The organism is Streptomyces aquilus, from assembly GCF_003955715.1.
GTDB classification, from domain to species: domain Bacteria; phylum Actinomycetota; class Actinomycetes; order Streptomycetales; family Streptomycetaceae; genus Streptomyces; species Streptomyces aquilus.
The window spans coordinates 7,319,706-7,335,385 of record NZ_CP034463.1; the positions used below are offsets into that span (position 1 = coordinate 7,319,706).

Consider the following 15,680-nt stretch of genomic DNA (forward strand, 5'->3'; position numbering starts at 1 on the left):
ACCCTCCATGACCTTCCGCATGCCCGCCGAGTGGGAACCGCACGAGCGCACCTGGATGGCCTGGCCCGGCCCCAACCCGACGTTCACCGACGACGAGGAGCTGGCCGAGGCCCGTGCCGCCTGGGCGTCGGTGGCCCGTGCGGTGCGCCGCTTCGAGCCGGTGACCATGGTGCACGGTCCGGGGCAGGGGGCGTCGGCCCGTGAACTGCTCGGTCCGGACGTCGAGTTGGTGGAGCGCGAGCTCGACGACGCGTGGATGCGGGACATCGGCCCGACCTTCGTGACGGACCGGGCGGGTCAACTCGCCGCGGTGGACTGGACGTTCAACGGCTGGGGCGGGCAGGACTGGGCCCGCTGGGAGCACGACGCGAAGATCGCCGCGCAGGTCGCCGACCTGACCGGGGTGGCGGTGCTGGGCAGCACGCTCGTCAACGAGGGCGGCGCGATCCATGTGGACGGCGAGGGCACGGTCCTGCTCACCGAGACCGTGCAGCTCGGCGCGGGCCGCAACCCCGGCTGGACCCGGGAGCAGGTCGAGGCGGAGATCCACGCCAAGCTCGGCACCACCAAGGCGATCTGGCTCCCGCACGGCCTGGCCGGTGACTACGGCACGTACGGCACCCAGGGCCACGTCGACATCGTCGCCGCGTTCGCGCGGCCGGGCGTCGTGGTCGTCCACAGCCAGCGCGACCCGGCCCACCCCGACCACGCCCGGTCCCTGGAGTACGTCGAGATCCTGCGCGGCGAGACCGACGCGCGGGGCCGCCGCCTGGAGGTCGTCGAGATCCCGGCGCCGACCGTCCTGAAGGACGAGGACGGCGACTGGGTCGACTACTCCTACATCAACCACTACCTCTGCAACGGCGGCGTGGTCCTCTGCGCCTTCGGCGACCCGAACGACGAACTCGCCGCGGGCATCTTCCGCCGCCTCTTCCCCGACCGCACGGTCACCCTCGTCGACGCCCGCACGATCTTCGCGGGCGGGGGCGGCATCCACTGCATCACCCAGCAGCAGCCCAGGGCGGGCGTCAGGTAGAACGTACGGGTGAATGTGCTGAACTGCGTCGCCTGTGGCGCACGGCTGACCGAGCCACTGCGCCCGCTGCCCGAGGTGCCGGCCTGCCCGGAGTACGACGGCAGCCGGGGCGCTGACGGCGTGCGCCGCGCCCCGGCGACGATGCCGCGCGGGACGTATGCCGTGGACCCGGAGGCGTGCGGGGCGCCGTACGTCCCGCACCCCGACCCGGAGTGGGCCGACGCCGCCCACCCGGGGAACGCCTGGATGGGGGACCCCGACGGTCCGGGGTTCCTGGTCTCCGCCGGGCCGCGCGGCACCCTGGTCGTGCATCCAGAAGACACCCGCGGGTATCTCGCGCAGAACCCCGCGTCCCAGGAGATCGGCTGCTGCGGGCCGCCCGGCCGTGAGGGGCCCAACGAGGTGTGCGGCGGGTGCGGTGCGGTCGTGGCGACCCTCTTCGCCGACTGCACCAGCCCGTACGAGACGAGATTCCTGCCCGACGCGGTCCGGGTGACCGCCGTATGACCAGCCCCCGCCGCACCCCGGCCCCGCCCCGCGAGCGCATCCTCACCGCCGCCATGGAGATGATCGCCGACCGCGGCCTGGAGAAGCTGACCATGGCCGCGCTCGGCCGTGAGCTCGGCATGAGCAGCGGTCACCTCCTCTACTACTTCCGCTCCAAGGACGAACTGCTGCTCCAGACCCTGGAGTGGAGCGAGGGCCGACTGGGCGCCGAGCGCGGCCGGCTCCTCGCCCGTACGGGCACCGCGCGGGAACGGCTCGATGCGTACGTCGACCTGTACGTCCCCGACGGCCACCGCGACCCGCACTGGACCCTGTGGCTGGAGGTCTGGAACCGCTCGCAGAACGCCGACGACGCGGCCCGCGACCGCCAGGCCGCGATCGAGGGCGCCTGGCACCGCGACCTGGTGGCGCTGCTGGCGGAAGGCATCTCGCGGGGGGAGTTCCGGCCGGTGGACCCCGACCGCTTCGCGGCGCGCCTGCGGGCACTCCTCGACGGCTTCTCCATCCACGTCGCCATCGGCCTCCGGGGCACCGACCGACCGCAGATTCTCGGCCACGTGCGGGAGTTCCTGAACGAGACCCTCCTCGCGGACGCCTGAGCCCGCGCCCGGGTTGTACTCAATTCGGGGGATTGCCCTGTGCCTTGTGATGCGCTTGCCTCGTGGAGAGGTCGGGGACGTCCGCCGTCCGCACCGAACTCCTTTGCCAGTACGGAAAATCGGGGGATTTTCTATGCATCTCGCACGCCGTACGACGCTGAGCGCCGCCTTCGCCGCGACCGCGCTCGCCCTGGCCGCCTTACCGGCCCACGCCGGCCCGCACACCCCGCAGCGCACCGAGCGGGCCAGCGTCGACACCCACGGCCGGCAGGCCGACGGTCCCTCCGGACGCCCCGTGCTCAGCGCGAACGGCCGGTACGTCGCCTTCGTGTCGGCCGCCGCCAACCTTGTCCCGGGGGACACCAACGGCGTCGCCGACGCCTTCGTCCGCGATCTGCGCACCGGCCGTACCGAACGCGTCGGGGAGGGCCCGGCGACGGACGTGGCGCTCAGCGGTGACGGCCGTCGTGTCGTCGTCGCCACCGCCGCCGCGCTCACGCGGGACGACGACAACGGCCTCGACGACATCTACCTCGTCGACCGCCGCACCCATCGCACCGAGCGGATCAGCCACGGCCACCCGGACGTGCCGCCCCGCTACCTGCTCAACTACTCGCCCGCCATCAGCGCCGACGGCCGCGTCGTCGCGTACACCACCTCGGCCCCGGACGCCGCGCCCGGCGACACCAACGGGCGCGACGACGTGATCGTCCACGACCGCACGACAGGGCGGGACGAGCTGGTCCAGTACCGCACCGACGGCACCCTCGGCGAGGCCGACTCGCTCGGGGCGGCGCTCAGCGCCGACGGCCGGTACGTGGCCTTCGAGTCGGCGGACCAGCTGGACCCGGCCCACGACTACACCCACGCCCGCAACGTCTACGTACGCGACCGCGTGGAGCGGACCACGGAGCAGATCAGCCGGCCCACCAAGTACGTCTACAAGGAAAGCTCGTTCGACTCGTCGCTCAGCGCCGACGCCCGGGTCTTCGCCTTCGCCTCCAACGTCCGCTCCCTGGTGCCCGACGACACCAACAAGGTCACCGACGTCTTCGTCTTCGACCGGGCGTCGCAGACGACCGTGCGCGTCAGCACCGCCGCCGACGGCACGCAGGGCGACGGCGCGAGCTCCGGGGCGTACCTGAGCGGGGACGGTCGCCGCGTCGCCTTCGTGTCGGCCGCCACGAACCTCGTACCGGACGACACCAACGGTGTCGCCGACGTCTTCGTCAAGGACCTGCGGACCGGCGCGACCGAGCGGGTCAGCACGGCCGCCGACGGCACCCAGCCGGACGGCCCGGCGACCGGCGGCGCGGCCCTGAGCGGCCCCCGGATCGCGTACGCGTCGGACGCCACGAACCTCGTGCCGGACGACACCAACGGGGTGACGGACGTCTTCGCCCGGCGCCTGCACTGACCGGAACACCGAGACACCGAGCACAGACGAACCACCACAGGGGGAACCGCTCTTGTCCGCCAGCACACGCACCGCACTCGCCACCGGCGTCGTCGCCGCCCTGCTCGCTCTCTCCACCGCCACGGCGTCGGCCGCTCCGGCGCCCGCCCCGTACACCGAGCGCCTCGGCACCTCGCCCACGGGCGAGCAGGCCGACAGCTACACCTACGGCCCCGAGTTCAGCGCCGACGGCCGCTTCGCGGTCTTCTCCTCGGAGGCCACCAACCTGGTGCCGGGCGACACCAACGGACAACGCGACGTCTTCGTGCGCGACCTGCGCAAGGGCACCGTCGAGCGGGTCAACGTCAGCTCCGCGGGCGTCCAGGCCGACAACACGTCCACCGCGTTCGACATCAGCCGCGACGGCCGGTACGTCCTGTTCACCTCCCAGGCCCGCAACCTCGTCCACTGGGACACCCCGCCGCCCGCCGACGAATGGGTCGACGACGTCTACCTGCACGACCGTCGCACCGGCAGGACCGAACGGCTCAGCTTCGGGATCGACGGCCGCTCCGTCGACGTCGGCGGCGCCGAAATGTCGGCCGACGCCCGCTACGTCGCCTTCACCGCCCGCCCCAACCGGATGGAGGCCGACGACCCCAACGGCTACCGGATGCTCTACCTCCTCGACCGCCGGACCGGAAAGGTGAAGCGCGTCAGCGAGCGCACCCGCCCCGAGTGGACGTCGGTCGTGTACGACGTCAGCGACGACGGCAGCCGTCTCGTCTACGACCAGTTCCAGTACCGCGGCCCGGGCTCCGCCCTGTGGGCGTACGACATCAAGAAGGGCACCCAGCGGCAGCTGAACGTCACCCCCGACGGCACCCCGACCACCGCCATGGCCGTCGACGCCTCGCTCACCGCGGACGGCCGGTACGTCGCCTTCAGCTCCAGCGCCCCGGACCTGGTCCCGGACGACACCAACGGCACCGAGACCGACGTCTGCGTGCGCGACCTGAGGACCGGCAAGATCCGGCGGATCTCGCACAACGCGGAAACGGCCTTCGGCACCCAGAGCCCCGAGCTCAGCCCCGACGGCCGCTATGTCGCCTACGAGTCCACCCCGCGCAACCGCGACACGGGCTACTTCGGCGTCGGCAACGTCTACCTCCGCGACCTGCGCACCGGCACGGTCCGCCTGGTCAGCGAATCGGTCACCGGCGGCACGGTCGAGGACGAGGCCGTCACCCTCTACTCCGTGAGCCGCGGCGGCAAGGAGGTCGGGCTCTCCTCCGGTTCCACACAGCTCGTGCCGGACGACACCAACGGGGTCACCGACGGCTTCGTCCGCCACCTGCGCTGACCAGAAGAGGGTTCGCATTCTGAGACGGACGGTGAGTGCGGGGGCGACTTGTGCCAGACTGCCCCCGTGCTCTCGTTCGCCATGATTATTGGCAGCAGGCGCGCCGGTCCGCAGTGACCGTCTCGTACGACCAGGTACGGGCGGACACCGTCGTCCTCGACCCGCGCGCAGACCTCTCGCACCCGCGAGGGGTTTTTCGCTTTTCTGGCCCACCCGCAGCCGGAGGCGAGAGCGCGAGGGAGTATGTGGGGGCGGTGGAGCCGGTCATTCCGGTACGACCGAGATCCAATCCTCAGGAGCCTTGAGACCATGACCGAAACCAGCGAGCTCGACGATCAGTTCCACGTCTTCGACACCACCCTGCGCGACGGCGCCCAGCGGGAGGGCATCAACCTCACCGTCGCGGACAAGCTGGCCATCGCGCGGCACCTGGACGACTTCGGCGTGGGCTTCATCGAGGGCGGCTGGCCCGGCGCCAACCCGCGGGACACCGAGTTCTTCGCCCGCGCCCAGGTGGAGATCGAGTTCAGGCACGCGCAGCTGGTCGCCTTCGGCGCGACCCGCCGGGCGGGCGCCAAGGCGTCCGAGGACCCCCAGGTCAAGGCACTGCTGGAGTCGGGCGCTCCGGTGATCACGCTGGTCGCCAAGTCCCACGACCGCCATGTCGAGCTCGCCCTGCGCACCACGCTGGACGAGAACCTGGAGATGGTCCGCGACACGGTGTCGTACCTGGTCGCGCAGGGCCGCCGGGTCTTCGTCGACTGCGAGCACTTCTTCGACGGCTACCGCGCCAACCCCGAGTACGCCAAGGCCGTCGTACGGGCCGCCGCGGAGGCGGGCGCCTCCGTCGTCATCCTCTGCGACACCAACGGCGGCATGCTGCCGGCGCAGGTCCAGGCCGTGGTCGCCACGGTATTGGCCGACACCGGCGCCCGCCTCGGCATCCACGCCCAGGACGACACCGGCTGCGCGGTCGCCAACACCCTCGCGGCGGTGGACGCGGGCGCCACCCACGTCCAGTGCACGGCGAACGGCTACGGCGAGCGCGTCGGCAACGCCAACCTCTTCCCGGTCGTCGCGGCCCTGGAGCTGAAGTACGGCAAGAAGGTGCTGCCCGAGGGCAAGCTGCGCGAGATGACGAGGATCTCGCACGCCATCGCCGAGGTCGTCAACCTCACCCCGTCCACCCACCAGCCCTACGTCGGCGTCTCGGCCTTCGCCCACAAGGCCGGCCTGCACGCCTCCGCGATCAAGGTCGACCCCGACCTCTACCAGCACATCGACCCCGAGCAGGTCGGCAACACCATGCGGATGCTGGTCTCCGACATGGCGGGCCGCGCCTCGGTCGAGCTGAAGGGCAAGGAGCTCGGCATCGACCTCGGCGGCGACCGCGAGCTGGTCGGACGGGTCGTGGAGCGGGTCAAGGAGCGCGAGCTCAAGGGCTACACGTACGAGGCGGCGGACGCGTCCTTCGAACTGCTCCTGCGCGCCGAGGTCGAAGGCCGGCCGCTGAAGTACTTCGCCGTCGAATCCTGGCGTGCGATCGTCGAGGACCGCCCCGACGGCAGCCACGCCAACGAGGCCACGGTCAAGCTCTTCGCCAAGGGCGAGCGGATCGTCGCCACGGCGGAGGGCAACGGCCCGGTCAACGCCCTCGACCGCGCCCTGCGCGTCGCCCTGGAGAAGATCTACCCCCAGCTGGCCAAGCTCGACCTCGTCGACTACAAGGTCCGCATCCTGGAGGGCGTCCACGGCACCCAGTCCACGACCCGCGTCCTGATCTCCACGTCCGACGGGGCGGGGGAGTGGTCGACGGTGGGGGTTGCGGAGAACGTGATCGCGGCGTCCTGGCAGGCGCTGGAGGACGCGTACACGTACGGCCTCCTCCGCGCGGGCGTCACCCCGGCCGAATAACCCCGCTCAGCACGAGCCCTCGGCGAGCTCCTCGAACTCGCCGAGGCTCATGGGACGGTCGTCGGCCCAGACCTGGCCGGGGGCGAGGGTAGCGAGGTCGTCGGCGGTGAAGGCGACGATGCCGGTGTACTCGTAGTCGAACTCGGCCTTTCCGAAGGCAAGTCGGTAGGTGTATCCCGGAACCAGCCGCTGCTCTCCCGCCGGGCGGACGTGCCAGTCCCCGGGCGGGGAGAAGAGGGGGAACTCGGCGTCGTCGGGGCGCAGCCGGTCCGGCGCCCGCCAGCCGGAGCGGTTGCGCGCGGAGTCCGAGTCGGCCTCCGCGGCCGTCGTGCCGTCCAGGCCCAGCCCCTGCACGAGGTCGTCCCCGCACGGTCGCAGGACCACCTCCGCCGCCCCGGCCGCGTCCAGCCGCACCGCGACCAGCGGCAACACCTCCGCGCCGCACCCGCTCAACAGCAGCGCCCCCGCCATGGCGCCCACCGCCGCCGCTCCCCGCCTCAACACGCGTCCCCCACCAGGTCCTCGAAGGCCTCCCGGCTCATCGCCCGCCCGTCCGCCCAGACCTCACCGCGCTCCAGACCGGCCAGGTCGGCGGCGCTGAAGGTGACCTCGCCGACGTAGTCCACGAAGTCCTCGTGCTCGTACGCCGTGAACTCCAAGGTGTAGGTCGCACGGGAGAGCATCTGCTGCGGCCCGACCGTCTCCGGGTGCCAGGAGTCGGGCGGCGCGAAGAGCGGGAACGTGGTGTCGGCGAGCGCGGGCACGGCCGGTGCCGACCAGCCGTTCGCGGCCTGATGACCCCGGCGGCCACGACCACCGTTCCGGTCGTCCGGATAGGCGCGGAGCGTCACGCCGGCCGACTGGTCGCCGTCGCACGGCCGTACCCGTGCCAGCGGCCGACCGTCCGTGTCCAGCCAGACGCCGACCAGCGACAAATGCGCCGGACTGCACCCGCCGAGCAGCAGCCCCCCGGCCACCGCACCCGCCATCGCGACCCCCACACGCCTCACGTCCCGCCCCCTCCAGTTCTGCACCGACCACATCACTCGGCGGGGGACGGCACGACCACCGTCCGGCACCAGTCGGGTTGCGGTCGTACAACATGCCTGATGGGGACGGGAGTTGTGCGAGCGACCCGAGAGCCCGAATGGCTGACGTGATGCCTTGACGGGCGTGCGGGCCGCCAGTTAACTCACGGCGTGAGGTAAGTCATGTGTGGACCACGAGAGCCACGCGAGCCGAGGGGGAAGCTCCATGCGAAGAACCGCCCTGCTCACCTCCGCCACCCTGCTGGCGGCCCTGCTGCCGACGCTGGCCGCACAGGCCGCCGACGATCCCGCCCCGGTCCCCGTCGACCGCTTCGAGGGCGAGGTCCCCTTCGCGAACCCGCCCGAGGGTGGCCTCTTCACCTGGGGCAGCGACACCGACGACCCGCCCACGCTCCGGCTGGCGGCGCGCGATGACGCCCCCGAGGGCGACCAGGTCCTCTCCGGCAGCTACGACATCAGCGGCTACGGCGGCTTCACCCACGACTTCGCCTTCGCCGAGCCCGCCCACGACTGGTCCTCCCACAAGGGCATCCGGTTCTGGTGGGAAGGGCAGAACAACGGCAAGAAGATCGCCTTCGAGCTCAAGGACGGCGGCGCCAACGGCGAGGCCTCCGAGCTCTGGACGACGTCGTTCACCGACGACTTCAGTGGCTGGAAACAGATCGAGATCCCCTTCACCGACTTCGCGTACCGCACCGACTACCAGCCCGTCGGCGGTATCGACCACATCCTCGGACTGACCGAGACCTGGGGGTACGCGGTCACCCTCCCGGTCGGCGCACCCGGCCGGTTCGCCATGGACGGCGTCGAGTTGTACGGCAGGGCCGACCAGTCCCGGCGCGCCTCCGTCCTCACCGACGCGCCGGTGTACCCGGTGAAGGAAGGCGGCACCGCCACCGTCGAGGTGACCCTGGCCACCACCGGCTCCGCCCCCGTCGACGAGCCCGTCACGGTCGCCTACGAGACGCCCGCCGACCCCGGCAAGGACTACGTCCCCGTCTCCGGCACCCTCACCTTCCCCGCCGGCACGGCCTCCGGCACCACACGGGCGATCCAGGTCCGCACCCTCAAGGACAAGGCCGCGGAGAGCGCCGAGACCATCCCGCTGAAACTCACCGTCACCGGCGCCAAGGCCCCCGACGAGACCCCGCAGATCGTGATCGACGCCCACGGACTGCCGTATCTGAACGCCAAGTTGCCGGTCAAGACGCGGGTCGCCGATCTCCTCTCCCGGATGTCCCTCGCCGAGAAGGCCGGTCAGATGACCCAGGCGGAGCGGGGCGCGGTCGGGACCGGCGGCGACATCGCCGCGTACGCCCTCGGCTCCCTCCTCTCCGGCGGCGGTTCCACCCCCACGCCCAACACCCCCGAGGCCTGGGCGAAGATGATCGACGCCTTCCAACTCCGGGCCCAGGCAACCAGGTTCCAGATCCCCCTGATCTACGGCGTCGACGCCGTGCACGGTCACAACAACCTGGTCGGCGCCACCGTCATGCCCCACAACATCGGGCTCGGCGCCACCCGCGACCCCCGACTCGCCCAGCGCACCGGCGCGGTGACCGCCGCCGAGGTCCGCGCCACCGGCGTCCCCTGGGACTTCGCCCCCTGCCTCTGCGTCACCCGCGACGAACGCTGGGGCCGCTCCTACGAGTCCTTCGGTGAGGACCCGGCCCTGGTCGACTCGATGGAGACGATCATCCAGGGACTCCAAGGCGCCGCGAACGGCAGGGACTTGAAGGACGACGACAAGGTCCTCGCCACCGCCAAGCACTTCGTCGGCGACGGCGGCACCGCCTACGGTTCCTCCACCACCGGCACCTACACCATCGACCAGGGCGTCACCACCGTCACCCGGCAGCAGCTGGAGGCGGTCCACCTCGCCCCGTACCGGACGGCCGTCGACCGTGGCGTCGGCACGGTCATGCCGTCGTACTCCTCCCTGGACGTCATCGGCGACGGCCAGGGCCCGGTCAAGATGCACGCCCGCGGTGACATGATCAACGGCGTGCTGAAGGGCCGGATGGGCTTCGACGGCTTCGTCATCAGCGACTGGGACGGCATCAACCAGATCCCGGGCGACTACACCTCCGACGTCCGCATCTCGGTCAACGCCGGCGTCGACATGGTCATGGCCCCCTACGCCTACCGGACCTTCCGCACCGCGCTCATCGCCGAGACCGAGGCCGGGCGGGTGAGCGAGGCACGGATCGACGACGCCGTGTCCCGCATCCTCACGCAGAAGTTCAGGCTCGGGCTCTTCGAGAAGCCGTACGCCGACACCAGCGGCGCGGCGAAGATCGGTTCCGCGGAACACCGTGCCGTGGCCCGGCAGGCGGCGGCCGAGTCGCAGGTGCTGCTGAAGAACGCGGGCGGGGTGCTGCCGCTGAAGAAGTCCCAGAAGGTGTACGTCGCCGGTTCCAACGCCGACGACATCGGCAACCAGACCGGAGGCTGGACGGTCACCTGGCAGGGCGCGTCCGGCGACATCGTCCCCGGGACGACGATCCTGGAGGGCCTGCGCGACGCCGGCGGAGACGTCACATACTCCAAGGACGCCTCCGCGCCCACGACCGGCTACGACGTCGGTGTGGTCGTCGTGGGGGAGACCCCGTACGCCGAGGGCGTCGGCGACGTCGGCAACGGCCATGACCTGGAGCTGTCCGCGGCCGACAAGGCGGCCGTCGACAAGGTGTGCGCGGCCATGAAGTGCGCGGTGCTGATCGTGTCCGGACGCCCTCAGCTCATCGGCGACCGGCTCGGCGCGATCGACGCCTTGGTGGCGTCCTGGCTGCCCGGCACCGAGGGCGCCGGAGTCGCCGACGTGCTCTACGGCAGGCGGCCCTTCACCGGTCAACTCCCCGTCACCTGGCCCAGGTCGGAGGCGCAGCTGCCGATCAACGTCGGGGACGCGACGTACGACCCGCAGTTCCCGTACGGCTGGGGCCTGACCACCTTGACCAGGGTCCCGGAGGGCGGGGCGACGGCCCTGAAGGCCCTCGCCGTCGCGGCCGCCGTCGCCGAGAGGACCGGGGCGGACGAGGCGGGGCGCGCCCTGGTGACCAAGGCACGGCTGATCGTCCAGCAGCGGCCGGTGACGGCGGCCTCGGCGAAGCCCTTCGCGGAGGCGGACCATCTGCTGCTGACCGGACGGTACGGAAAGGCGGTGGAGAGCCTGCTGGCGGCCTACCGGGCGACCTGACCAGGATCGATGTCCCGGTTTGGGAGGCTTCGGGTAGCGTCGGAGTATGAAGTCCGCCCTACGGTCCCGAAGCCTTCCCAGGCTGTTGGCGGCCTTGGCGCTCGCCGCCCTGACCGTGCTGTGGCCGGCCCTCGCGCCGCCCGCGTCCGCCGCCACGAGCGTCTCGACCATCGCCGAGGCGCTCCGCGAGAGCCCCGTCTATGTGGACCCGGCGGCCTCCGGCCAGCTGTCCTCCTCCGATGCCGCCACCCTGGCCGCCCAGATCAAGAACGCGGACAAGCCGCTCTTCATCGCGGTCCTGCCGGCCGACTACCCGACCCAGAACCTCTTCACCAGGCTGCGCACGGCGACCGGCGTGACCGGGCTGTACGCGGTCCGCCTCGGCGAGCGGTTCGACGCCCGCGCCGACTCCTCGGTCCTGCCGCGCGCGGCCGTGCGGAACCTCGTCACGACGGTCGCGGGCGAGGACACCCGGGCCCAGCTGAGCGACTTCACGAACAGCGCGCTGACGAACATGGGCGGCTCGGCCCCGGCGAGCTGGGGCACGGGCTCCGACGACAACGGCGTCCCGACGGGCGCGCTGATCACGGTCGGTGCCGTGCTGGTGGCCGGCGGGGCGGGCGGCTACGCCCTGGTCCGCCGCAACCGCCGCCGGCACGCTCAGGAGCAGCGGGCGGCGCTGGAGAAGCTCCGGGTGGTCGTGGACGAGGACATCACCGCGTTCGGCGAGGAACTGGACCGCCTCGACTTCCACCCCGCGGAGAAGGGCGCGGACGACGCGATGCGCGCGGACTACGAGCGCGCGCTGGACGCGTACGAACAGGCGAAGACCCTGATGGCGGCGGTGAGCAAGCCGGAAGAGGTACGAGCGGTCACGCAAGCCCTGGAGGAAGGCCGCTTCTCCCTGGCCCAACTGGCGGCCCGCCGAGAGGGCAGGCCCCTGCCGGAACGCCGGGCCCCGTGCTTCTTCGACCCCCGCCACGGCCCCTCCGTCACGGACGCCACCTGGACACCCCCGTCCGGCGCCCCGCGCGAGGTCCCGGTCTGCGCCGCCGACGCCACCCGCCTCGCCGACGGCCGCGACCCCGTGATGCGTGAGGTCGACACGGACGCGGGCCGCCGCCCCTACTGGGACGCGGGCCCGGCGTACGGCCCCTGGGCAGGCGGCTACTTCGGCGGCGGCATCCTCCCCGGCCTGCTGGTCGGCACGGTGCTGGGCAGCATGATGGCGACCCCGTCGTACGCCGCCGACTACGGCAGCGGCTACGGGGACTTCGGCGGTCCCGGAGGCTACGAGGGCGGCGACGTCTCGGGCGCGGACTTCGACTCGGACGACTTCAGCGGGGGGTTCGGGGGCGGGGACTTCGGAGGCGGCGGGGACTTCGGCGGGGGAGGGGACTTCGGCGGAGGGTTCTGAGCGACCCGGGTCCGGGCCCGCCGCAGCGATGCGGGCCCGGCGCGTGGGTGCGCCGGGCCCGCGGAAGGCCGTACGAGAAACGGGATTCGTACGAGAAGCAGTCGCCGTCAGAGAGTCGACGCCGCCGACGCTATCGCCGAGGCGAACGTGGACACCTCGGTGTAGACGCCGGGCGCGTTGGGCCGCGCGCAGCCCTCGCCCCAGCTGACTATCCCGACCTGGATCCAGGCCCCGGCGTTGTCCTTGCGGAACATGGGCCCGCCGGAGTCACCCTGACAGGTGTCGACCCCGCCCGCCGCGAACCCGGCACAGATCTCCTCGTTGGCGACGAGATCGCTGTACGACCCGCCGGACGCCCTGCACGTGGCGTCACTGACGAACGGCACGGTCGCCTTGAGCAGATACCGCTGCTGAGCCCCGCCCTCACGCGCCGCACCCCATCCGGCGACAGTGAAGTCACCGGTGTTGTACTGCGTGTTCGTGGCGATCTTCAGCGTGGGCAGGTTGATCGGCTGGGCGAGCTTGATGAGCGCCCAGTCCTTGCCGGTGCCGTTGTAGCCGGGCGCCTGAAGCACCCTGGTGGACCGGACCTGGACGCGCCCGCTGGTGGACTGGAGGTCGACGACCCCCGCGGTCGCGGTGATGCTGGTGTTGGCCCCGGAACCGCTCACGCAGTGCGCGGCGGTCAGCACGATCTGCTGGGTGTACAGCGCCCCGCCGCAGCCCATGGAAAGCCGGACCATGAACGGGAACTCGCCCTGCGCGGCCCGGGTGCCGCCGACGACGGGCGCGGGAGCGGCCTGCGCGGCCGAGACGGGCTGAAGACTGGCGATCGCGAGGGCGGCGGCACCGAGGGCCGCGCATCTCTTGAGGGCCGTGAGGAGTCTCTTCAACGTGATGCCTTCCGTGGGGGGTGGAAGTACTCGGATCACAGAACTGACGCGCACATGCCAGACAGCACAGCAAAGAACCGCCCATCGGATGGCATGAGCAAGTCAAATCTGTCGGTGGATTATGAGAACGCCGTGAGAGCTGAGGCAAGGGGTGCAATCCGGCCACGCCGGCGGCTACGGGCCGGGTCACGCTGGGGGACGAACTCCCGTGTCCGCACCCCGCTTTCCCCGCAGCCCCGCCCGAACTCCGGCCCCGGCCACCAGGGCCAGCGCCACCAGCCCCGCGCTCACCCACACCGGCGCCCGATATCCGTCGCCGCCCCCGACACCCGCGTCGATGACCACGCCACCGACCCAAGGTCCGCAAGCCGCCCCCACGTTGAAGGCCGCCGTGGCGAATCCGCCGGCCAGCGTCGGTGCGCCCGGTGCCGCGTAGAGCACCTGGGAGATCAGCGTGGACCCGACGCCGAAGGCGAGCGCGCCCTGCACGAGAACCAGCCCGAGCAGCACCGCGGGGTCCCCGGCGCCGAGCGCGAGGGCGGCCCAGCCGAGGCACAGGGCGATCCCGCCCCCGGCCAGGGTCACCCCGGGGCGCCGGTCGGCGAGCAGCCCACCGACCCGCACCCCGGCGAACGCCCCGGCCCCGAACAGGGCGAGCACGACCGGCACCCATCCGTCGCCCAGCCGGGCGACCTCGGTGACGAGCGGCGCGAGATAGGTGAACGTGCAGAAGGTCGCCCCGTTCACGAGCGCGCCGAGCAGGAGGAGGGCGAGCACCCCGGGCTCGCGCAACACCCTCAACTCACCCCCCAGCGCGGGGCCTTGCGGGGCGGCACCGCCGGGCACCGACCGGCCCACCGCCACCACGGCCGGTACGGACAGCACCGCCACCGCCCAGAACGCGGCGCGCCAGCCCCAGAGTTGACCCAGCAGCGCCCCCGCGGGCACCCCCACGACACAGGCCAGCGTGACCCCGCCCAGCAGCATCGAGGTGGCCCGCCCCTTGGCGTCCGGCGGCACCATCCCGACCGCGGTGACCAGCGCGACCGCCAGGAACCCGGCGTTGGCCAGCGCGCCCACGACCCGGGTGGCGAGCAGAACGGCGAAACTTCCGGTCACCGCGCCCACCACGTGCACGCAGAGGAACGTGACCAGAAACCCCAGCAGCGCACCGCGCCGCGACCAGCGCCGGGCGAGCCCGGCCATCAGGGGCGCCCCCACCACCATCCCGGCGGCGAAGGCAGAGGTGAGCGCACCGGCGTCCGCGACGGACACGTGCAGCTCACGGGCGATGTCCGGGAGCAGCCCGGACAGCATGAACTCGGACGTCCCCTGGGCGAACACGGCGACACCCAGCAGGAACAGCGCAAACGGCATGAAGGAACTCCGCAACCCGAAGCAGAAGAAGTCGAACACGGCACGAAGTACCGGCCGTCCGGGCAGCGCGGAGCGGGGCCTGTCAGCCCGACATCACGAACAGCCACCGGAGAGCCGGTGGCCGGAGTCTGGACGCCTCGGGGCTGGACACGCGGGCAGGTTACTCGGTCCGAGGCCACCCGCGCAGGGATTAAAAGCGGAGATCAGCCGGGATGGAGAAGCAGCGGTCAACCGGGATGGAGAAGCAGCGGTCAGCAGGGATGGAAAAGCAGCGGTTCCCATGACAGCGCGAAGCGCCGGTGCGTCATGGCGACTCACCGGCGCTCTCGCGGAGGCATCAGACGTTCTTGATCGCCGAGATGTCGAAGTGGAGCTTGATCTTGTCGGAGACCAGCACGCCGCCCGTCTCCAGGGCCGCGTTCCAGGTCAGGCCCCAGTCGGAGCGCTTGATCTCCGCCTTGCCCTCGAAGCCCACGCGCTCGTTGCCGAAGGGGTCCTTGGCCGCGCCGTTGAACTCCAGGTCGATGGTGATGGGCCGGGTCGTGCCGAGAATCTCCAGGTCACCGGTGATCCGGTAGTCCTCGTCGCCGAGCGCCTCCGCCTTGGTGGAGCGGAAGGTCATGGTCGGGAACTCGTCGATCTTGAAGAAGTCCGCGCTCTTGAGGTGGCCGTCACGGTCGGCGGAGCCGGTGTCGATGCTCTCCATCTTGACGTCGATGGAGGCCGTCGACGCGGACGGGTCGGCGCCGTCGAGGTGCAGCGAGCCGCTGAACTCGTCGAACTTGCCCTTGACGTTGGTGACCATGGCGTGCCGGACGGTGAAGCCGATGGTGGAGTGCGAGGCGTCGATGGTGTAGTCACCGGTCAGGGCGGTCAGGTCGGTGTTCGCCATGGTGTGCTCCCTCGGAGTGTGTAAGTTGAACGTTGAAC

13 protein-coding genes are annotated in these 15,680 nt (G+C 71.6%); 8 read left to right on the top strand and 5 right to left on the bottom strand.

The window, feature by feature from the left end:
* Nucleotides 1-7: 7 nt before the first annotated feature.
* The 6 genes from EJC51_RS33835 to cimA all read left to right on the top strand — a co-directional run bounded on the left by EJC51_RS33835 (nt 8) and on the right by cimA (nt 6,815).
* Nucleotides 8-1,036 (top strand): agmatine deiminase family protein, encoded by a 1,029-nt coding sequence (locus EJC51_RS33835; RefSeq protein WP_126274533.1) that lies wholly within the window; start codon nt 8-10, stop codon nt 1,034-1,036.
* A gap of 9 nt (nt 1,037-1,045) precedes the next feature.
* Nucleotides 1,046-1,543, top strand: coding sequence for a hypothetical protein (locus EJC51_RS33840; protein ID WP_126274534.1), 498 nt, complete (start codon nt 1,046-1,048; stop codon nt 1,541-1,543).
* Nucleotides 1,540-2,142, top strand: a complete 603-nt coding sequence (locus EJC51_RS33845) for a TetR/AcrR family transcriptional regulator (protein ID WP_126274535.1) — start codon at nt 1,540-1,542, stop codon at nt 2,140-2,142. The genes EJC51_RS33840 and EJC51_RS33845 overlap by 4 nt, the downstream gene beginning before the upstream one ends.
* 133 nt (nt 2,143-2,275) lie before the next feature.
* On the top strand, nt 2,276-3,559 hold the full coding sequence (locus EJC51_RS33850; protein ID WP_126274536.1) for a TolB family protein: 1,284 nt from the start codon (nt 2,276-2,278) through the stop codon (nt 3,557-3,559).
* 52 nt (nt 3,560-3,611) lie between these two features.
* Nucleotides 3,612-4,901 carry a TolB family protein gene (locus EJC51_RS33855; RefSeq protein ID WP_126274537.1) on the top strand — a complete coding sequence of 430 codons (1,290 nt, stop codon included), beginning with the start codon at nt 3,612-3,614 and terminating at the stop codon, nt 4,899-4,901.
* Nucleotides 4,902-5,210: 309 nt separating this feature from the next.
* A complete protein-coding gene (gene cimA / locus EJC51_RS33865; RefSeq protein ID WP_126274539.1) occupies nt 5,211-6,815 on the top strand; it encodes a citramalate synthase in 1,605 nt (534 codons plus the stop codon).
* A gap of 6 nt (nt 6,816-6,821) precedes the next feature.
* On the opposite strand, the gene EJC51_RS33870 is transcribed toward cimA, so the two are convergent.
* The gene (locus tag EJC51_RS33870; protein ID WP_244362967.1) at nt 6,822-7,319 is read right to left on the bottom strand and encodes a hypothetical protein; all 498 of its coding nucleotides are present in this window, start codon (nt 7,317-7,319) and stop codon (nt 6,822-6,824) included.
* Entirely contained in the window at nt 7,313-7,825 is a 513-nt protein-coding gene (locus tag EJC51_RS33875) for a hypothetical protein (protein ID WP_126274540.1), read from the bottom strand. The genes EJC51_RS33870 and EJC51_RS33875 overlap by 7 nt, the downstream gene beginning before the upstream one ends.
* Before the next feature lie 244 nt (nt 7,826-8,069).
* On the opposite strand from EJC51_RS33875, the gene EJC51_RS33880 reads away from it, so the two are divergent.
* Together EJC51_RS33880 and EJC51_RS33885 are read left to right on the top strand one after the other, a co-directional pair.
* Nucleotides 8,070-11,063 (top strand): glycoside hydrolase family 3 protein, encoded by a 2,994-nt coding sequence (locus EJC51_RS33880; protein ID WP_126274541.1) that lies wholly within the window; start codon nt 8,070-8,072, stop codon nt 11,061-11,063.
* A 46-nt stretch (nt 11,064-11,109) separates the two neighbouring features.
* Nucleotides 11,110-12,480: a hypothetical protein gene (locus EJC51_RS33885; RefSeq protein ID WP_126274542.1), complete on the top strand. Its 1,371-nt coding sequence runs from the start codon at nt 11,110-11,112 to the stop codon at nt 12,478-12,480.
* A gap of 107 nt (nt 12,481-12,587) precedes the next feature.
* On the opposite strand, the gene EJC51_RS33890 is transcribed toward EJC51_RS33885, so the two are convergent.
* The 3 genes from EJC51_RS33890 to EJC51_RS33900 form a co-directional block, all read right to left on the bottom strand.
* Nucleotides 12,588-13,373, bottom strand: coding sequence for a S1 family peptidase (locus EJC51_RS33890; RefSeq protein ID WP_126274543.1), 786 nt, complete (start codon nt 13,371-13,373; stop codon nt 12,588-12,590).
* Between the two features lie 186 nt (nt 13,374-13,559).
* Nucleotides 13,560-14,750, bottom strand: coding sequence for a Cmx/CmrA family chloramphenicol efflux MFS transporter (locus EJC51_RS33895; protein ID WP_126274544.1), 1,191 nt, complete (start codon nt 14,748-14,750; stop codon nt 13,560-13,562).
* 337 nt (nt 14,751-15,087) lie between these two features.
* On the bottom strand, nt 15,088-15,642 hold the full coding sequence (locus EJC51_RS33900; protein WP_126274545.1) for a YceI family protein: 555 nt from the start codon (nt 15,640-15,642) through the stop codon (nt 15,088-15,090).
* Nucleotides 15,643-15,680 lie beyond the last annotated feature (38 nt).

Bases quoted from the DNA above. Each gene is read 5' to 3' on its own strand.
- EJC51_RS33835 (WP_126274533.1), top strand. From the start codon at position 8: ATGACCTTCCGCATGCCCGCCGAGTGGGAACCGCACGAGCGCACCTGG.
- EJC51_RS33845 (WP_126274535.1), top strand. From the start codon at position 1,540: ATGACCAGCCCCCGCCGCACCCCGGCCCCGCCCCGCGAGCGCATCCTC.
- EJC51_RS33850 (WP_126274536.1), top strand. From the start codon at position 2,276: ATGCATCTCGCACGCCGTACGACGCTGAGCGCCGCCTTCGCCGCGACC.
- cimA (WP_126274539.1), top strand. From the start codon at position 5,211: ATGACCGAAACCAGCGAGCTCGACGATCAGTTCCACGTCTTCGACACC.
- EJC51_RS33880 (WP_126274541.1), top strand. From the start codon at position 8,070: ATGCGAAGAACCGCCCTGCTCACCTCCGCCACCCTGCTGGCGGCCCTG.
- EJC51_RS33885 (WP_126274542.1), top strand. From the start codon at position 11,110: ATGAAGTCCGCCCTACGGTCCCGAAGCCTTCCCAGGCTGTTGGCGGCC.
- EJC51_RS33895 (WP_126274544.1), bottom strand. From the start codon at position 14,750: ATGCCGTTTGCGCTGTTCCTGCTGGGTGTCGCCGTGTTCGCCCAGGGG.
- EJC51_RS33900 (WP_126274545.1), bottom strand. From the start codon at position 15,642: ATGGCGAACACCGACCTGACCGCCCTGACCGGTGACTACACCATCGAC.